We start from the raw sequence: 17,464 nt of genomic DNA, 5'->3' as shown, positions 1-17,464 counted from the left end.
ACCGCTCACGCTCAGGCGATCGACTGTTCCTCGCCCTCGACGGCGTCGGTCTTCTTCTTGCGCGCACGGGACTTGGGAGCCGTCACGGACTCTTCCCCGCCCTCACCGTCCCCATCGCGGGCCGCGCCCTTGCGCTTGACCGCGACCTTCTTGGCGGCCTTCTTGGCGGGAGCCTTGGTCTGGGACGGCGCGCCGCTCTCATCCACCTCGACGAATTCATCGGACTCACCCTGCGTATGCAGGGCGGCGGCACGACCTTCCATGATCGCGGCGGATGCCGAACCGAGGTACAGCTTGATGGCGCGAATGGCGTCATCGTTGCCGGGGATCGGATAATCGACACCGATCGGATTGCCGTTGGTATCGACCACCGCCACCACCGGGATGCCGAGCTTCGCGGCCTCGCTGACGGCGATCTTCTCGTGTCCGACATCGATCACGAACAGCGCGTCGGGAAGACCGGCCATATCCTTGATGCCGCCCAGGTTGCGCTCGAGCTTCTCCAGTTCGCGCCGGCGCGTGAGGCCTTCCTTCTTGCTGATGCGCTCATGCCCGCCGCCTTCCTCGAACAGCGCCTCGAGATCCTTCAGGCGCTTGATCGACTGCTTGACCGTCTTGAAGTTGGTGAGCATGCCGCCCATCCAGCGCTGGTTGACGAACGGCATGCCGCAGCGCGCGGCCTCTTCCTGAATCACGTCGCGCGCGGCGCGCTTGGTGCCGACGAACAGGATCTTGCCGCGGTTGGACGCCAGGCGGCCGAGGAAATTCATCGCGTCGTTGAACAGCGGGAGCGTGTGCTCCAGGTTGATGATGTGGATCTTGCTGCGTTCCCCGTAGATGTACGGGGCCATCTTGGGATTCCAGTAACGACTCTGATGTCCGAAATGCACGCCAGCTTCCAGCATCTGGCGCATGGTGACGTTTGCCATGTAACTACACTCCTATTAATGGGTTGATCCTCCACATACCCCACATATCCACCCGCTGTGCGGGCACCCAGATACATGTACGCGGCATGTGTGTGAATTTCAGCCTGACAATCTGAGTCCTTCATCCCCGCTCGGGCGGGGCTGAAAGCCACGTATTATACGTACTGAAATGTACTTTATATAGAGTATGTTGCGCGCGCTTTATACCACATCCGGGAGAACAGCACAAATCCGGCGTGCGGGCCGGCCCACGGCATGAACGGGCGCTGTATATTTGTCGCGATCCACGGTACCATCCCCAGCTATGAAAGAATCTTCAGGTATAACAGTCATGTATCACGGAATCCCCGGCGGGCGTCCGCGCAATCCCCACTCCGACGGTCAGGCATACCCCGCCCGGAGCGTCCGGCCGGCGGGGACGCGGCCATGAGTGTGCACATCAAGACCGGGGAAGAGATCGAGAAGATGCGCACCGCCGGCCGTCTCGCGGCCGAGGTGCTGCGCATGATCCGCCCCCATGTCGTGCCCGGCGTCACCACGGGCAGGCTCGACGAGATCTGCCACGACTACATCACGCAGGCGCAGGACGCCATCCCGGCGCCGCTGAACTACCACGGCTTCCCCAGGTCAATCTGCACCTCGGTCAATCACCAGGTCTGCCACGGCATCCCCGGCGACAAGGTGCTCAAGAACGGCGACATCGTCAACCTCGACATTACCGTGCTGAAGGACGGCTATCACGGCGACACCAGCAAGATGTTCTTCGTCGGCGAGCCGTCGATCATCGCGCGCCGCGTCACCCAGATCAGCTACGAATGCCTCTGCATCGGCATCGAGATGGTCCGACCGGGCGTGCGGCTGGGCGACATCGGTTTCGCGATCCAGCATCACGCCGAGTCGAACAACATGTCGGTGGTGCGCGAATACTGCGGCCACGGCATCGGGCGCAACTTCCACGAGGAGCCCCAGGTGCTGCACTACGGCACGCCCGGCACCGGACTCGAGATCGAACCCGGCATGATCTTCACCATCGAGCCGATGGTGAACGCCGGCAAGCGCCATGTGAAGCTGATGCCCGACCAGTGGACGGTGATCACCAAGGACCGCAGCCTGTCGGCCCAGTGGGAACACACCATCCTGGTCACCGCCGACGGCCATGAAGTGCTGACCCGCCTGCCGGACGATCCGCTTTGAGGCGCCGCCGTCGCGTCCTTCTCCCCGCCTGATCCCGTATTGCCACCATGACCCTTACCGATATGCAGCTGTTCTTCACCGGGTCCTTCGACCGCGCGCTGTCGAGCACCTCGACGCCGGTGCAGTTGTTCCGGCATACCTTGCAGTCGGTCGACGAGGCACTGGCGGAACGCTTCGCGAAGGGGGTCGCGGTCACGGAGCTGGTGCGCCAGCGGGTCTGGTTCGTGGACGAACTGCTGGTGCGGGCCTGGCATCGCTTCATTCCGCCGCGGGAGGGCGGCATCGCCCTGGTGGCGGTCGGCGGCTATGGTCGCCACGAGCTGCACCCCAGTTCCGACATCGACCTGCTCATGCTGCTGGAGCCGGAATCGCAGGCCGCGCGCCAGGAAAGCCTGGAAAAATTCCTCGCCTTCCTGTGGGACATCGGCCTCGAGGTCGGCCACAGCGTGCGTACCGTGGCGCAATGCGTCGAGGAAGCGGGGCAGGACATCAGCGTCGCCACCAACCTGATGGAGGCGCGCCTGCTCGCCGGCGACGACGGGCTGTTCCGGAACATGTGCCGGCTGACCGGGCCGGAGCATATGTGGCCGGCGCGCGCCTTCTTCGAGGCCAAATGGCATGAGCAGCTGGCGCGCCACCGCAAGTACCACGGCACCGCCTACAACCTCGAACCCAATGTGAAGGAGGGCCCGGGCGGGCTGCGCGACATCCAGACCATCGCCTGGGTGGCGAAGCGGCACTTCAAGACCGACACGCTGGAAGGGCTGATCGCCCGTGACTTCCTCACCCGCCGCGAATACGACGAGCTCATCCGGGGCCAGGAATTCCTCTGGAAGGTGCGCTACGCCCTGCACCTGCTCACCGGACGCAACGAGAATCGCCTGCTGTTCGACTACCAGCGCACTCTGGCCGCGCAGTTCGGCTACCAGGACGACCACCGCCTCGCGGTCGAGAACTTCATGAAGGACTACTACCGCACCATCACCGGGCTGAGCCGGCTCAACGAGATGCTGCTGCAGTTGTTCCAGGAAGTCATCCTGCACGCCGGCGCGCCGATGGAGATCGTCGGCATCAACAAGCGATTCCAGTCCTGCAACGGTTTCATCGAGGTCAGCGATGCCGGCGTGTTCAAGCGCTATCCCTTCGCGCTGCTGGAGATCTTCCTGCTGCTGGAACAGAATCGTGAACTCAAGGGCGTGCGTGCGGCGACCATCCGCCTGCTGCGCGATCACCGGTACCTGATCGACGACCGCTTCCGCAACGATCTGCGTTGCCGCAGCCTGTTCATGGAGATCCTGCGCCAGCCGAGTGGCGTCACCCACGAACTGCGCCGGATGAACCGATACGGCATCCTGGCGGCCTATTTTCCGGCGTTCGGCGCGATCGTCGGCCAGATGCAGTATGACCTGTTCCACGTCTACACAGTGGATGATCACACCCTGCACGTGCTGCGCAACCTGCGCCGCTTCACGGTGGCGGCCTACGAGCAGGAGTTCCCGCTCTGCAGCCGTATCATGAAGCGCATCCCGAAGCCGGAACTGCTCTACCTAGGCGCGCTGTTCCACGACATCGCCAAGGGACGCGGCGGCGACCACTCCGAGCTGGGCGCCAGCGATGCCTTCGGCTTCTGCCGCCACCACGGCCTCAGCGATTACGACGCCCACCTCGTTGCGTGGCTGGTGCGCAACCACCTGATCATGTCGAGCACGGCCCAGCACAAGGACATCAGCGACCCGGACGTGCTGGCCGAGTTCGCGCGCAAGGTGGGCGACACGACCCACCTCGAATATCTCTATCTGCTCACGGTGGCGGATATCCGCGGCACGAATCCCACGCTGTGGAACGGCTGGAAGGATGCGCTGCTGATCGACCTGTACAGTTCGACCCGGGACATCCTGGAGCGCGGACCGAACTCCCCGGTGAACAAGGATGAACTGATCGCGGAGACCCGTACCGCCGCCCTCGCACTGCTCGGGGACGCCGACACGGAACGCGTCAAGACCGTGTGGAGCGAGATCGGCGAGGAATATTTCCTGCGCCATTCACCCGACGAGATCGCGTGGCAGATGCGTCTGATCCTGGGCAGCCGGCCGGAGGATCTGCCGCTGATCCGCGTCCGCGAGGAAACCGGCCGCGGCGGCACCGAGATCTTCCTCTATGCCCGCGACCAGAACCACCTGTTCGCCATGACCACCAGCGCGCTCGACCAGCTCGGGCTCAATATCCTCAATGCCCGCATCATCACCACGAGCAACGGCTTCACGCTCGATACCTACATCGTGCTCGACGAGAACGGCAACACGATCCGCGACCCGCACGGCCTCCACGAAATCGCCGATGCGATCCGCGGCCGCATCGCGCGCGGGGACATCCGCGCGGCACGCACCTCGCGCCGCGCCGCGCGCCAGTTGCGCCACTTTTCCATACCCACGCAGGTGACGTTCAGCGCCGACCCACATCACCGCTACACGATCGCGGAGCTCACCACCGTCGACCGGCCCGGCCTGCTCGCGCGCGTGGGGCAGGCCTTCGTGGAATGCGGGGTCCGCTTGTTGAATGCGAAGATCGCAACCTTCGGCGAACGCGTCGAGGACGTGTTCTTCATCACCGGCAGGGACAACGGTCCGCTCGACGACGCGGCGCAGCTCGACGCCCTGCGCGCCTCCCTCGTCCGCCATCTCGATGAACACTGAGTCCGGCGCGTCCGGTTTGTCCGCGTTCGTCGTTCGCCACGCGGTGCCGCTCTCGCTGGCGCTGCTGGCGATCGCCGTGGCGGTCGGCGGCACGGAGCTGCGCGCGTGGCTGCGTTACGACCGGACGGCGATACTCGCCGGCCAGGTCTGGCGGTTGTTGTCCGCGCACATCGCGCACCTGGGATGGGGACACCTGGCCATGAACCTGGCCGGTCTGGCCCTCATCTGGATGCTGTTCGGACGGTTCTACACCACGCGGCAGTGGTGCGCCGTCACGGTGTTCTGCATGCTCGGGATCAGTCTCGGCCTGCTGGCCTTGCAGCCCGGCGTGCACTGGTATGTCGGCCTGTCCGGGGTGCTGCACGGCCTGTTCGTGGCCGGCGCCGTGGCAAGCCTCGCGGCGGGATATCGGGCGGAGCTGGCCCTGCTCGGGTTGCTCATCGCCAAACTGACGTGGGAACAACTGCACGGCGCGCTGCCCGGCTCCGCAAACCTCGCCGGCGGCAGCGTGCTGGTGGATTCACATCTCTACGGGGCGATCACCGGCCTCGTCGCGGCCGGGCTGCTCCTGCTCCGCGCCCGACGCCAACAAAGACCGGCATCCTGACCCTCCCGCCACCCTTCGATCCGGGCGGCGGGGACAAGCCGACAGACGCTTACTGGCCTTCGGCCGGCGCGGATCCCTCGGGCGCCGCATCCTGACTCATCATGTCGTCGGAATCGCCCGCGTGTCCGGTGTCGTCCGCGCGGTTCATCATGGCATCGGAACTGTTCTCCATGCTGTCCCCGGATTCATCGTCCATATCGTGGTCGCTGCCGCAACCCGCCAATCCGAGCCCCAGGGCCAACAGTATCGCCGATACACCCGCCGTGATTTTCATGTCTGTCTCCTTGTCATGGACATATTTACAGGCCGCACTCATCGCCGCGTCGCGGAACGTTTCCGCTCACCGACCGGCGTGATTGTAGGAATCCCGCCCCTCGATGTCCATCCGGGCTCAGGCCACCCTCAGGAAATTAATATTAATTATTTAATTTTCAAATAGTTATATTATATCCATCTCCCATCGATCTGCACGATACCCGGACCCCGTACTCCCGGCCCGGCACACACGGCCCGTAACAATGCGAACTGATTCAACAATATCGGAGCAACGCCGATAGCCTGTACCGAGGGGAGAAGACCGAACGATTATTCCTATGGCGGCAGCAGGCACACATCAGGTTTCACGCGCGGACGACGGCGCCGAGAAGCGTCATTTTCAGCGTCATCGGACGCAGATCGACGCCGTCTGCGCGACGCTGCGCGGCGCGCCGCAGCACCACTGCGTGATCCGCGACCTTTGCCCGGGCGGCATGCTGCTCCAGTACCGGCAGGATACCTCCAGACATCTCCTGCCCCAGGTCGGCGAACAGGTGGATATCCGCTGCGCCGTACCCGGTGACGCACACCAGAATATCCTGCGCTTCCGCGCCCGCGTCGTCCGCACCGATGGTGAAAGCGCCGGCGTCATGCTGATCAATCCGGACCTCAACACCCTGCAGCTGCTGATCGATTTCGCCATCAGCCGACAGCAGGCGCGGGAACCGACGGGGAATTCCACCGATACGACGACAGCCGGCGCGCCGGATGCCGCCACCCGCCGCCAACTGCTGGATGGCTGCCGCGCGATGGCGCGCGAGATCATTCATCCGCTGATGGAGAGCTTCATCTCACAGGCCGGCGGCCAGCTGTTCGATTCCGCGGACCATGCGCGGAACGGCATCGAACAGAACTCGTATTTCGATGCGCTCGGAATCCTGAACGCGTCCCACGACATCCTGCAGGAAAGTTTCGGCACCGCCTGCCTGGAACGGTTCGACGGCATTCCCGGAGCCGCGGCCGCGAACCCCGACGCCGACAAGACGCAAACCAAGCTCTCCCTGGTCGAGGAAGATGTGCTCGACGACTGGCTCGCGGTCTCGGACATCGCCAATTTCGTCGAATCGCGCCAACAGAGTGAGATCGGTGCGCTCGAACAGCGTCTGAGCCTCCTGTATGGCGTCGTCATCGAGCGGGAAAACAATCCGTTCGGCCCCTATGCCTTCGCACTGGCGTTCCAGCGCGCCCTCAAGACGCTGGAACTTAACCGCTTCGCCAGCCAGACCTGCTATGGCTCGTTCAAGGGTCCTCTGCTCGAACAGTTGGGCGATCTGCTCGCGCGGATGAATGCCTTCCTCGTCGAGAACGGTGTGCTGCCTGAGATCAGGATCGGGGTCGGAATCGCCAGGAAGCGCGTGGAACCTGCCGCCGGACGTCGGGGCCGCGCCGACAAGCCGGCGGCGCCCGCGCAGGAATCACCGCGCATGAAGGGACCGCGCGGTGAAGCCGGACGCGCGAATGAGGACGACCGGGACCTGTACGGCATCGTGCGCGACATATTCTCACTGCGCCGCCAGTACGGTCACCACGACGGCGTAATGGACAGCTTCGACCTGGAAATGAACAGTGTCGCCAACGATACGGCGCCGACCGCCGCCGCTTCGGGCAACAAGGTCTATTCCGCCGAGGAGGTCCTCTCCGCCCTCTCGCAGCTGCAGGCGCGGCGCGGTGAAACGCCGGCGGCGGGCGCGCCCGTCCCGGCGTACCACTCGAAAATCCTTTCGCTGATCAATGAACGCGGCGCCTTCGGCGACGGCGACAAGCGCATCGGCGGCCGTGAAAGTGGAATCATGTACGTGGCGGGGAATGTCTTCGAATCGATGTTCAAGGACATGCTGCTGGAGAATGGCGTGCGCGCCTGGTTACAGCGACTCGAGATCCCGCTGCTGAAACAGGCAATCCACGACGATTCCATATTCGTGGACAAATCCCACGTCGCACGCCAGGTGGTGAACAAGATCTCCCAGCTCGAACTCTATGGAGACGGACAGACCGGCGGCAACGCCATCCAGAATCAGGTGAACGGGCTTCTGAACCGGATCGCCGAGGAGATCGACGTCGACCCCGACGTCTTTTCCAAGGTGCTCAAGAAACTCAACATGCTGGTGCAGATCCAGGATTCGGCCTATTCGGACAACGTAAACGACGTGATCCGGGCCTGCGAAAACGAGCAGATCCGGCCTGATTCGCAAGAAACGGAGACCCGGGACGAGCCCACCGGCCCGGAGGACGGGAAGCTTCTGGAGTGGCGCAAGCGTGTGCTCCGGCTGAAGGTCGGCAGTTGGGTCCTGTTCGCCGCGGAAGGATCCGACCCGCAGCGCCTCCGCCTCGCCTGGGTATCGCGAAATCGCGACCGCTACGTGTTCGTCAATCTGCGCGGACTGCTGGAGAAGACCCTGGAGGTCGGCCAGTTGGCGCGCCAGCTCCATGAAGGCGCTGCAGTCATACTCGACAGCGCCGACGAGCCGGCGATGGACCGGGCCCAGTACTCCATGCTGCAGAACCTGCACCACCAGTTGCTGTTCGAGACCACCCACGATCAGCTGACCGGGCTGTACAACCGGCGTGAGTTCGAGCGACTGCTGCAGGAACAGATCGAGAATGCCCGGCTGGGCACCGCGGTGCACGCCCTGCTCTACATCGACATCGACCAGTTCAGCGTGATCAACACGACCTGCGGCTACGACGCGGGCGACAAGCTCCTGCTCGAGATCGGCGAACTGCTGAAAGGCGGAATGACGGGCGTGGAAGCGACCGCCGGCCGCATCGGCGCCGATGAATTCTGCCTCCTGCTCGAGAACTGTTCCACCTCGGAGGCGAGCCGCATCGCCGAGGAACAGATCGATCGCATCCGGAACTACCGCTTCCAGTGGTCGGACAAGAAATTCTCGATCTCATTCGGCATCGGGCTTGCCCAGATCGACGGCACCTGCTCGAGCGCGACACAGATACTCCAGGCGACGGAGTCCTCCTGCCGCGCCGCGAAACAGCAGGGGGTGAACCGGATCCAGATCCACCGACCCGACGACACCCTGCTGCACAACGAGCAGCGTTCGATGAAATGGGTGGCGCGCATCGACAAGGCGCTGGAAGAAGACGACCTGGACCTGCGTTTTCAGAGCATCGTCCCGATCTCGGAAGATGGTGACCAGCCGCCGCATCATGTCGAGGTCCTGCTCGGCGTCACCGATGAGGATGGCAATCCCATCTCCCCGCAGGAACTCATCCTGGCGGCGGAGCATTACCATCGCATGCCCGCGATCGATCGCTGGGTCATCCGTACCGCATTCGACTGGATGGCGCAGAACCGGGACAAGCTCGACGCGCTGGGCGGGCTCGCCATCAATCTGTCGGGACGCTCGCTCAGTGACGAGTCCTTCAAGGATTTCATCCTGACCGAAATGCAGCGCAGCGGCGCGCCGATGGATCGGGTCTGCTTCGAGGTCACTGAAACGGCCGGGATCGACAACCTGAGCGACGCGGCGGAATTCATCCTGGAGATGAAGAAGAGCGGCTGCACATTCGCGCTCGACGATTTCGGCAGCGGACTCTCCTCTTACTCTTACCTGAAACGCCTCCCGGTCGATTTCCTGAAGATCGACGGCGCCTTCGTCAAGGAGATGGACCGCAATCCGAGCGATTACGCCGTCGTGAAATCGATCAGCGAAATCGGCCACTTCATGGGCAAAAAGATCATCGCCGAATACGTCGAGAACGAGACCATCCTGAACCTGCTGCGCGAGATCGGCGTGGATTACGCGCAGGGCTATGTCATCGACAAACCGCGCCGCCTGCTGGATTTCACCGGCCAGACGGGCGCCCCCTAATGGGCGTGGCCGTGGGCCAGTTCCTCTTCCGTGGCTGAACGCACTTCCTCAACCGTGACGCTGAAAAACAGGGTCTGACCGGCAAGCGGGTGATTGGCGTCGATCAGCACGTCCTGGTCGTTGCTCTCCTTGACCGTCACGCGCATGACCTGCCCGGTCGGACTCTGGGTCTGAAACTGCATGCCGGGCTCCACCCGCTCTACCCCGGCGAAGGCCTCACGCGGCACCTTGCGGATCAGATCCGGATCGACTGCGCCGTAGCCGTGCTCGGGCGCCACCGTGACCTCGAGCTTGTCGCCCACGCTGCCGCCGGTCAGGGCGCTTTCCAGACCCGGGATGATATTGCCGGCTCCGTGGAGGTATACCAGGGGATCCTGACCCGCCGAGGAATCCAGTTCCTCACCCTCCTCGTTGGTCAGTGTGTAATGGATGGACACTACGCAATTATCTTGTATCTGCATCGATCTCTCCAGGAATCGTAGTAAAACAGGCCTCCCGCGGACGGATCCGGGACGCCTACCGCGTATAGCGTGGGTACAACCTTCGCATGATCCGCCGGGAACTGCAACCGCGGACGGCGCAACCGGCCGCGAGCGCGGCCTCAGGCCCCGAACATCCGGGCGCGGAACAGGAAAAACACCGCTCCCAGCAGGCAAAGCCCGGCCCACAGATAATCGAGCGTCAGCTTTTCCTTCATATAGAACAGGGCGAATGGCACGAACACCGTCAACGTAATGATCTCCTGCAGGATCTTCAACTGCCCGACCGACATCACCTGATGGCCGATCCGATTGGCCGGCACCTGCAGCAGATACTCGAACAGGGCGATGCCCCAACTGACCAGCGCGGCGACCAGCCAGGGCTGATGCGGCAGGTTCTTCAGGTGCCCGTACCAGGCAAAGGTCATGAACACATTGCTGCAGCACAGCAACAGGGTCGCCATCCAGAACGCATTCATCGTATCATCTGCCTGTCGGAGTGGTGATCGGATTGGTGGTACGGGGCCAGGATCGCGTCACCAAGATACCTCAACGCATCGTCCCGGGATACAGATTCAGGGCTGCGTTGCCCCGCGCGGCACCAGCTTGATCTCGAACAGCCGCGGCCAGCGCTTCCCGGTCACGAACAGGCGATCGTTCGCCGCGTCATAGGCAATCCCGTTCAGCACGCTGCCGGGGGCGACCTTGTCCACCGGCGCGAGCAGGCCGGACAGGTCGACCCAGCCGGTCACCGCGCCAGTCGCGGCCGCGATGCGCACGATCCTGTCGGTCGGCCAGACATTGGCGAAGATCTCCCCATTCACGAATTCCAGTTCGTTCAGCCCGGCGACCTCCCGGCCGCCGTCGCGCACCGGGAGCACCCCCTGCTCCTGGAAGGTCCAGGGGTTGAGAAAACGCAGGACGGAGGATCCGTCACTCATGATCAGGCGGACGCCGTCGTGCGTCAGTCCCCAGCCCTCACCGGCGTAGGTAAAGGTCTGGCGCTGACGCAGGCTGGCGCGGTCATAGACGAAACCGATGTTCGACCGCAGCGTAAGCAGGATCAGGTTTGGACCCCAGGCCGCCAGTCCCTCACCGAAGTACTTCCCGTCCAGTTCCAGGCGCTGCAGGATGCGGCCGGTCCGGAGATCGACCCGGAGGACCGAAGAGGCGCCGTTGAGCCCGGTACTCTCGTACAGCTCCCCGTTCAGGTACACCAGGCCTTGCGTGAACGCATCCCGGTCATGCGGGTAGACGCGCACGATGCGGTAGTCGTACTGGGGCGCGGGGCCCGCCCCGGCGGAGGCGTTCGCCCGTTCGCCGCCGTTCATGCCGGCAAACAGGATGACGCACAGCGCAAGTGTCAGCGTCATGGCACGGCGCGACGTCGGGCGGCGCCACACCGGCGTCCGCGGGATCATCGAATGAAACCGCCCGCGCGGTTGATCCTGTTCGAATGCATCGATCCCCCTCTCCCCACTTTCCAGGACTCCACCCGAAAGTATTATGGTGGATCTGGACCGATGGGGCTATGTTAGGCGTCAGGAGGGGTACTGCCAGGGACGGCCACTCTCGAGGTGTCCCGCCCGGTCGTATTTCCCCACTGCTCTTCCGCATCCACGCCCCACGCAGATGAGCTGGCTTCCCTCACACCGCGTCAATTCCGCGCCGATAGCTGCGCCCTATCATGTGCTTAGAATAAATCGACTTCAATCATTTCTGAGAATGATTATTATCTATCTCATGAACCAATGCGTGGAGCGAACCATGACCAAGACATTCACATTCGCCGTCCTGCATTTCTCGATCGCCTTCACGGTGGCGTATGTCCTGACCGGCGACATCGTGATCGGGGGGGCCGTGGCGCTGGTCGAGCCGGCGGTGAACACGGTGGGATTTTACTTCCATGAACGCATCTGGCGCAGGATAGAGACGCGGCGGACGCGCCGCCCGCTGGACCAGGTGCTGTGCTGACTCAAACATGACGCGGCGGCGCCAACCCGATCGCCGCCGCGTCGCTGCGGAAAATGGCGTCAGCGATTCTTCCCGCCGCCCGAACCCATGCCGCCTGAACCCATGCCATCGGGATGCATGCCCGGGCCCATACCGTGCCCCGCACCGGACCCGTCCCAGTCTCTCGGCTCGTCCGGCAGGGAGACGCCACGCTCCTTCGCACGCGATTTCATTTGTTCGTGATGCTCCGCGCGGATGCGGTCGCGCTCTTCCGCCGTCGTGGCGGCGCGCAGCCGTTCGCGGTACTCGTCACGTTCCGCGGGAGTCATCAGCTGGCTGCCGTAGATGCGTTCCTGATCCATGTCCCGGTTTTCCATCCGGTCCCTGTCCTGCGCGCGATCCTGATCCTCGGCAAGGATCGGCGCGGCCACGCACAGCAGGGCCGCGGATAAAGCGGATACCCGCAATACTCTGGTTATCATACGTCCCTCCTTTGATTTTCAGATTAGCAAGTACTGATCCACCGCCTCGTGCCCGGGTCAGGACGGTTCAACGAGTACCCGACCCGGCGAGACTCCCCGGCCAGAATAGGCCGACGCGCTTAAAATACGCTTATGCCCGCGGATCATCACCCCTGCTCGCCGGACAGTTCGTACATGCGGTAGTGACCGCCGCCGTCGCGACCGAGCGCGTCGGCGAGATACGGCAGCGCCCTCTCCATCTCGCCGGCCAGCGTCCAAGGCGGGTTGATCACGATCATGCCGCTCGCGGTCATGCCCCGCGCCCGGGCATCGGGTTCGACGCCAAGCTCGAACAGGCGGATACGCGGGATCCCGCTTTGTCCGAGTGCCTGCTCCAGGGCATCGATCCTGCGCCGTTCGATCACCGGGTACCAGAGGGCGAAGACGCCGGTCTCGAACCGGCGGCAGGCGCCCGCCAGGGTCTCGACCGCCTGGCGATAATCCGTCTTGATCTCGTAGGACGGATCGATCAGGACCAGTCCGCGCCGCTCGTGTGGAGGCATGAGGGCGATACATTCGTGGAAGCCGTCGCCACGCACCACCTTGATCCTCCGGTCCTGGCGGGAGAAGGATTTCAGCCGTTCCAGCTCAGCCGGATGCAGTTCACACAATACGAGCCGGTCACCGGCGCGCAACCGGCGGCGCGCGAAATACGGTGACCCCGGGTAGGCCTGCAGCCGGTCGGTGACATTGAACTGCCGCACCGCGGCGAGATATTCCGCGATCTCGGGGGGCAGATCGTTGCGTTCCCAGAGCCGGCCGATACCGCCCTCGAACTCCGCGTTCTTGCGGGCGTATTCTCCGGTCAGGGAATAGCCGCCGGCGCCGGCGTGCGTGTCCAGGCACAGGAACGGCTTGTCCTTCTTCGCCAGATGGACGAGGATCCGGTCCAGGACCAGATGCTTCAGCACGTCGGCGAAGTTTCCTGCGTGAAAGGCATGGCGATAGCTCAGCATGACGGCGCATGATAGCAGGAAGGCGGCGCGCCCCACCAACCGCCCTGCGACAAAATGCCGCAGTCCGGGCGGCGCGCGGGGCGCTGTGCTATAGTCAGCCCGCCTGACCACGATACGCGCCCGCCATGCACGCGTCCCTGCCCGCATTTTCCGCCTCCTCCACGCGTCTGAACCTGCAACGCCTGGTATTGCTGCGCGCCGTTCTCAACGCAGGGGAACTCGCCGCGCTGATCGTCGCCACGATGGTGCTGGCCATCGGCCTCCCGGTGCCCGCCATGAGCGCCGTCGTGCTGGCGCACGTACTGCTCAATCTGTACACGGCATGGCGCCTGCGTCGCCCGTCGCCGGTGCGCGAACGCGAGCTGTACGTCCAGCTGGTTATGGACATCGCCGCCTTCGGCGTCCTGCTCTACCTCAGCGGCGGCGCCACCAATCCGTTTTCGTTCCTGTTGCTGATCCCGCTCACCGTGTCGGCGGCAGCGCTCCCGCAACGCTACAGCTACGCCGCCGCCACGCTCGTGATCGGCGTCTACAGCCTGCTGATGCTGTTCTACCGCCCCTTGCCGCAACCCAGCGCACACGGATTCCACATGCATGTCGTCGGCATGTGGCTGGGATTCGTCCTGAGCGCGCTGCTGATCGCCTATTTCGTGACCCGGATGGGAATCGCCCTGCGTGAACACCAGCAGCGGCTCGCGCACGCGCGCGAACAGGCGCTGCGCGACGAACGCCTGCTGGCGCTGGGCACACTGGCGGCGGGTGCCGCCCATGAACTGGGAACGCCCCTCGCCACCATGGCGGTGGTGACCGATGAGATGGCGCGGGACTGCGCGGACGATGCCCGCCTGGGCCGGCGACTGGCCATCGTGCGCGGCCAGATCGACCGCTGCAAGCAGGTCTTGTCGAGCCTGACCGAACAGGCCGGAGAGGCGCGCGCGGAATCCGGCCGCCGGCAGCAGTTGCGCGCATGCCTCGACACCTTGATCGGGGAATGGCGGCAACGCCGCCCGGAAGTCCAGTGCGCCATCGACTGGGAAAACGGCTCGGCGGCGGGTCCGTGGGTCGTCATGGACCGGACGCTGGGCCAGGCCCTGCACAATCTCCTCGACAACGCCGCCGACGCCTCACCCGCCGCGGTCGAGCTGGTGGCGGGCTGGGACGAGAAGACGCTGCGGATCAAGGTCTGCGATCGCGGCCCCGGCTTCCGCCCCGAGGATCTCGCGCGCGCCGGCCAGGCCTTCTTCACCACCAAGGATCGCGGTCAGGGACTCGGCCTGTACCTGGCGCTCGCGACGGTCAAGCGCTACGGCGGCAGCCTGGATCTGCACAACCGCGGCAGCGGCGGCGCCTGCGTGCACCTGAGCCTCCCGCTCGATCGCATCCGGGTGGATTCGCATGAATGACGCCGCGGTCCCGCGCCTGCTGCTGGTCGACGACGACGAGATCTTCTGCGAGGTCCTCGCCGAAGCCCTGGCGCGTCACGGTTATCGCGTCGACGTCAGCCACGATGCGGAAAGCGCGCTCGTCCTGGCCCGGGACAATCCGCCCGACCATGCGCTGATCGACCTGCGCATGCCCGGCCCCTCCGGTCTGACGCTGATCCGGAGCCTGACCATCCTCAACCCCGCCATCCGCATCGTGATACTGACCGGATACGCCAGCATCGCGACCGCCGTCGAGGCGATCAAGCTGGGCGCCGTCCACTACCTCACCAAACCCGCCGGGGTGGAAGACATCCTCGCCGCACTGCGCGAGAACACGGGTGATGCCCCCAGTGGCGCAGCCCCGGTGATGGCACAGCGGCCTTCGCCCGAACGCCTGGAATGGGAATACCTGCAGCAGGTCCTGCAGGAACATGGCGGCAACATCTCCGCCACCGCGCGCAGCCTGGGCATGCACCGTCGCACGCTGCAGCGCAAGCTCAATAAACACCCGGTGAGGAAATAACCCGCCCGTTCCGGGGGTGGCGCGGGAATGCGGCCCGGCGCGGCCGCGCCGGGCCTGACGAGCCCCCGCCTATTGCAGGACCGGTCGCGCGAACACCGGCTGCAGCGGCCGGTTGGTGGGATGGTGCATGACGTGCGAGAACTGCTCGATCTGATCGGCCGACGCCGTCATCGCTGCTTTCATCACCAGCCAGCGCACGCCCTCGGAGCATGGCGGCGTGGTCAGCGAGCCATTGAAGCGATAGTAATCACGCTGCGCCGGCAACAGGCCTTCCGCCGACACGTTCACGCCCAGCGCCGACTTGTCGCCGGCCTTCTCCGGCATGACCTTCCAGGCCTGGCCGATCACCTCGTTGGCCGCGCCCGGCTCGAACATCACCGCCACCACCGCCAGATTGCCGTCCTTGTCGGCGTGCACCAGATGCCCTTCGAGGGCATAGGACTTGCCCTGGATATGGTTTTCGCTCGGGGCGTGGAAGTGGAACTGCTTGAGCAGGAACTGCTGCCCGTCCACGGTAATGCTGCTGCCGGCCCCGAAATTGACCTGGATCGTATGCCCGTTGTTGATCACCTCGTCACCGGCGGCCTGATAATCGAATGTGATGGCCGGCAGGTCGGCCTCGATCATTCCGTCGAGATCGATCGGCGTCTGGTTTTTTCCGGAACCGCACAGGCTGAATTCCGGCTTCAATCCCCCCCACTCCTCCGGCCCACCATGGCCGGAGTAACTCCAATGCGCCTTGTCATCGGCCCAGGCCGCACCGACGACAAACAGGATTCCGGAAACAATCGCTACGCGCTTCATCAACACCCTCCATTTTTTTAATTATGGAAAAAGTGTGATCCTAGCAGGTCGCCTGCAATGAAGAAACCGGCGCGACGGAGCCGGAAAATCCTTACCGTCCCGCTCAGGAAACCCACGATACGCGGGGTAACCGGATACGCCTCAGAGGAATCGCGTGACGATCCTGACGAGCCACGGCAGTACGAGCGAACTCCCCAACGCCGTCAGCGCCATCGCCAGACCGGAGAAGGCGCCCATCTCGCCGCTGATCTGAAAGGCGCGCGCGGTACCGATGCCGTGCGAGGTCGTACCCATGGCAACACCGCGGATCCCGTCGTCGCGGATGCGCAGCAGGTCGAACACCTTGCCGCCCAGCACCGCGCCGAGGATGCCCGTCATCACCACGAGCACCGCGGTCAGCGAGGGCAAGCCCCCGATCCGTTCCGAGATCCCCATCGCGACCGGCGCGGTCACCGACTTCGGCGCGAGCGACAATGCGGTGACCGGCGTCGCGCCGAGCAGGCGCGCGATCACCGCGGCGCTGAGGGCGGCGGAACAGACGCCGGCGAGCACCGCCACGCAGACCGGCAGCCACAGCGTACGCAATCTGGGCAACTGACGGTAGAGCGGTACGGCCAGCGCCACCGTCGCGGGTCCGAGCAGGAAGTGGACGAACTGGGCGCCCGCGAAATAACTGCTGTAGGGCAACCCGGTGGCGAGCAGGAAAATGATTAGCAGGCTCACCGCGACCGCCACCGGATTGAGCAGGGGATTCGAACCGGCGCGCTGATACAGGTGCCACGCGGCGAGATAGGCCACCAGGGTCACGGTCAGTCCCAGCAGCGGCGAGGCCGCCAGATAGACCCAGATATCGGAGAGGTCGGAGCGCATCACGGTGTCCCTCCGCGCACGGACTTGCGCATCATCAGGCGCATGACCAGCGCCGTCACCGCCAGTGTGATCAGCGTACTGAGCACAAGCGCCACGCCGATCGACATCCATTCCGCGCCGATGCGCCGGAAGTGCACCAGGACACCCACGCCCGCCGGCACGAACAACAGCGACAGGTGCCCGAGCAGCGCGCCCGCGGTCCCCTCCAGAGGCGCCGGCGCGCCGCCCCGGATCATCAGGGTCAGAAACAGCAGGGCCATGCCGATCACCGGCCCCGGGATCGGGAGTTTCAGCACCAGCGCGATCGCCTCGCCGATCAATTGATAGAGCACCAGAATCGTGATACCGGTCAGGAAATCCATCGTGTCA

At 64.4% G+C, this 17,464-nt stretch carries 17 protein-coding genes; 7 read left to right on the top strand and 10 right to left on the bottom strand.

Features of this window, described 5'->3' with window-relative positions; genetic code table 11:
- Positions 1-11: 11 nt before the first annotated feature.
- Positions 12-929, bottom strand: a complete 918-nt coding sequence (gene rpsB, locus IPM20_02490) for a 30S ribosomal protein S2 (protein MBK9130501.1) — start codon at positions 927-929, stop codon at positions 12-14.
- A gap of 426 nt (positions 930-1,355) precedes the next feature.
- Here rpsB and map point away from each other — a divergent pair, with 426 nt between their 5' ends.
- From map to rrtA, 3 genes are all read left to right on the top strand, one after another.
- On the top strand, positions 1,356-2,123 hold the full coding sequence (map, locus tag IPM20_02485) for a type I methionyl aminopeptidase (GenBank protein ID MBK9130500.1): 768 nt from the start codon (positions 1,356-1,358) through the stop codon (positions 2,121-2,123).
- Positions 2,124-2,185: 62 nt separating this feature from the next.
- Complete coding sequence (gene glnD, locus IPM20_02480) at positions 2,186-4,816, top strand: [protein-PII] uridylyltransferase (GenBank protein MBK9130499.1); 2,631 nt, start codon at positions 2,186-2,188, stop codon at positions 4,814-4,816.
- Positions 4,806-5,423, top strand: a complete 618-nt coding sequence (rrtA, locus tag IPM20_02475) for a rhombosortase (protein ID MBK9130498.1) — start codon at positions 4,806-4,808, stop codon at positions 5,421-5,423. Before glnD ends, rrtA begins: the two co-directional genes overlap by 11 nt.
- A 49-nt stretch (positions 5,424-5,472) precedes the next feature.
- Here the strand turns inward: rrtA and IPM20_02470 are convergent, their stop codons facing one another.
- On the bottom strand, positions 5,473-5,697 hold the full coding sequence (locus IPM20_02470; GenBank protein MBK9130497.1) for a hypothetical protein: 225 nt from the start codon (positions 5,695-5,697) through the stop codon (positions 5,473-5,475).
- A 319-nt stretch (positions 5,698-6,016) separates the two neighbouring features.
- On the opposite strand from IPM20_02470, the gene IPM20_02465 reads away from it, so the two are divergent.
- Positions 6,017-9,565: a DUF1631 family protein gene (locus IPM20_02465; GenBank protein MBK9130496.1), complete on the top strand. Its 3,549-nt coding sequence runs from the start codon at positions 6,017-6,019 to the stop codon at positions 9,563-9,565.
- Here the strand turns inward: IPM20_02465 and IPM20_02460 are convergent.
- From IPM20_02460 to IPM20_02450, 3 genes are all read right to left on the bottom strand, one after another.
- Positions 9,562-10,026, bottom strand: coding sequence for a peptidylprolyl isomerase (locus IPM20_02460; protein MBK9130495.1), 465 nt, complete (start codon positions 10,024-10,026; stop codon positions 9,562-9,564). The two genes, IPM20_02465 and IPM20_02460, sit on opposite strands and share 4 nt — an antisense overlap.
- A 140-nt stretch (positions 10,027-10,166) precedes the next feature.
- Positions 10,167-10,523, bottom strand: coding sequence for a DMT family protein (locus IPM20_02455; protein ID MBK9130494.1), 357 nt, complete (start codon positions 10,521-10,523; stop codon positions 10,167-10,169).
- Between the two features lie 96 nt (positions 10,524-10,619).
- Positions 10,620-11,375 (bottom strand): glutaminyl-peptide cyclotransferase, encoded by a 756-nt coding sequence (locus IPM20_02450; GenBank protein ID MBK9130493.1) that lies wholly within the window; start codon positions 11,373-11,375, stop codon positions 10,620-10,622.
- Positions 11,376-11,811: 436 nt separating this feature from the next.
- On the opposite strand from IPM20_02450, the gene IPM20_02445 reads away from it, so the two are divergent.
- Positions 11,812-12,018 (top strand): DUF2061 domain-containing protein, encoded by a 207-nt coding sequence (locus IPM20_02445; GenBank protein MBK9130492.1) that lies wholly within the window; start codon positions 11,812-11,814, stop codon positions 12,016-12,018.
- A 59-nt stretch (positions 12,019-12,077) separates the two neighbouring features.
- On the opposite strand, the gene IPM20_02440 is transcribed toward IPM20_02445, so the two are convergent.
- Both IPM20_02440 and IPM20_02435 read right to left on the bottom strand, forming a co-directional pair.
- Positions 12,078-12,479 carry a hypothetical protein gene (locus IPM20_02440; GenBank protein MBK9130491.1) on the bottom strand — a complete coding sequence of 134 codons (402 nt, stop codon included), beginning with the start codon at positions 12,477-12,479 and terminating at the stop codon, positions 12,078-12,080.
- A 146-nt stretch (positions 12,480-12,625) separates the two neighbouring features.
- A complete protein-coding gene (locus tag IPM20_02435; protein ID MBK9130490.1) occupies positions 12,626-13,474 on the bottom strand; it encodes a 23S rRNA (adenine(2030)-N(6))-methyltransferase RlmJ in 849 nt (282 codons plus the stop codon).
- Positions 13,475-13,599: 125 nt separating this feature from the next.
- On the opposite strand from IPM20_02435, the gene IPM20_02430 reads away from it, so the two are divergent.
- Both IPM20_02430 and IPM20_02425 read left to right on the top strand, forming a co-directional pair.
- Positions 13,600-14,877: a HAMP domain-containing histidine kinase gene (locus IPM20_02430; protein ID MBK9130489.1), complete on the top strand. Its 1,278-nt coding sequence runs from the start codon at positions 13,600-13,602 to the stop codon at positions 14,875-14,877.
- Positions 14,870-15,421, top strand: a complete 552-nt coding sequence (locus IPM20_02425) for a response regulator (protein MBK9130488.1) — start codon at positions 14,870-14,872, stop codon at positions 15,419-15,421. Before IPM20_02430 ends, IPM20_02425 begins: the two co-directional genes overlap by 8 nt.
- Positions 15,422-15,490: 69 nt before the next feature.
- Here the strand turns inward: IPM20_02425 and IPM20_02420 are convergent, their stop codons facing one another.
- The 3 genes from IPM20_02420 to IPM20_02410 form a co-directional block, all read right to left on the bottom strand.
- Complete coding sequence (locus IPM20_02420; protein MBK9130487.1) at positions 15,491-16,225, bottom strand: carbonic anhydrase family protein; 735 nt, start codon at positions 16,223-16,225, stop codon at positions 15,491-15,493.
- Positions 16,226-16,366: 141 nt separating this feature from the next.
- Complete coding sequence (locus IPM20_02415; protein MBK9130486.1) at positions 16,367-17,098, bottom strand: LrgB family protein; 732 nt, start codon at positions 17,096-17,098, stop codon at positions 16,367-16,369.
- Entirely contained in the window at positions 17,095-17,457 is a 363-nt protein-coding gene (locus IPM20_02410) for a CidA/LrgA family protein (protein MBK9130485.1), read from the bottom strand. The genes IPM20_02415 and IPM20_02410 overlap by 4 nt, the downstream gene beginning before the upstream one ends.
- Between the last annotated feature and the right edge of the window lie 7 nt (positions 17,458-17,464).

It is taken from the genome of Gammaproteobacteria bacterium (genome assembly GCA_016716465.1).
Taxonomy (GTDB): Bacteria; Pseudomonadota; Gammaproteobacteria; order SZUA-140; family SZUA-140; genus JADJWH01.
The sequence above is the reverse complement of the archived record's forward strand: the minus strand, read 5'-3'. Positions and strand labels throughout refer to the sequence as shown.

Coding starts and splice junctions, on each gene's coding strand:
- rpsB (MBK9130501.1), bottom strand. CDS start 929: ATGGCAAACGTCACCATGCGCCAGATGCTGGAAGCTGGCGTGCATTTC.
- map (MBK9130500.1), top strand. CDS start 1,356: ATGAGTGTGCACATCAAGACCGGGGAAGAGATCGAGAAGATGCGCACC.
- glnD (MBK9130499.1), top strand. CDS start 2,186: ATGCAGCTGTTCTTCACCGGGTCCTTCGACCGCGCGCTGTCGAGCACC.
- rrtA (MBK9130498.1), top strand. CDS start 4,806: ATGAACACTGAGTCCGGCGCGTCCGGTTTGTCCGCGTTCGTCGTTCGC.
- IPM20_02470 (MBK9130497.1), bottom strand. CDS start 5,697: ATGAAAATCACGGCGGGTGTATCGGCGATACTGTTGGCCCTGGGGCTC.
- IPM20_02465 (MBK9130496.1), top strand. CDS start 6,017: ATGGCGGCAGCAGGCACACATCAGGTTTCACGCGCGGACGACGGCGCC.
- IPM20_02460 (MBK9130495.1), bottom strand. CDS start 10,026: ATGCAGATACAAGATAATTGCGTAGTGTCCATCCATTACACACTGACC.
- IPM20_02455 (MBK9130494.1), bottom strand. CDS start 10,523: ATGAATGCGTTCTGGATGGCGACCCTGTTGCTGTGCTGCAGCAATGTG.
- IPM20_02450 (MBK9130493.1), bottom strand. CDS start 11,375: ATGAACGGCGGCGAACGGGCGAACGCCTCCGCCGGGGCGGGCCCCGCG.
- IPM20_02445 (MBK9130492.1), top strand. CDS start 11,812: ATGACCAAGACATTCACATTCGCCGTCCTGCATTTCTCGATCGCCTTC.
- IPM20_02440 (MBK9130491.1), bottom strand. CDS start 12,479: ATGATAACCAGAGTATTGCGGGTATCCGCTTTATCCGCGGCCCTGCTG.
- IPM20_02435 (MBK9130490.1), bottom strand. CDS start 13,474: ATGCTGAGCTATCGCCATGCCTTTCACGCAGGAAACTTCGCCGACGTG.
- IPM20_02430 (MBK9130489.1), top strand. CDS start 13,600: ATGCACGCGTCCCTGCCCGCATTTTCCGCCTCCTCCACGCGTCTGAAC.
- IPM20_02425 (MBK9130488.1), top strand. CDS start 14,870: ATGAATGACGCCGCGGTCCCGCGCCTGCTGCTGGTCGACGACGACGAG.
- IPM20_02420 (MBK9130487.1), bottom strand. CDS start 16,225: ATGAAGCGCGTAGCGATTGTTTCCGGAATCCTGTTTGTCGTCGGTGCG.
- IPM20_02410 (MBK9130485.1), bottom strand. CDS start 17,457: ATGGATTTCCTGACCGGTATCACGATTCTGGTGCTCTATCAATTGATC.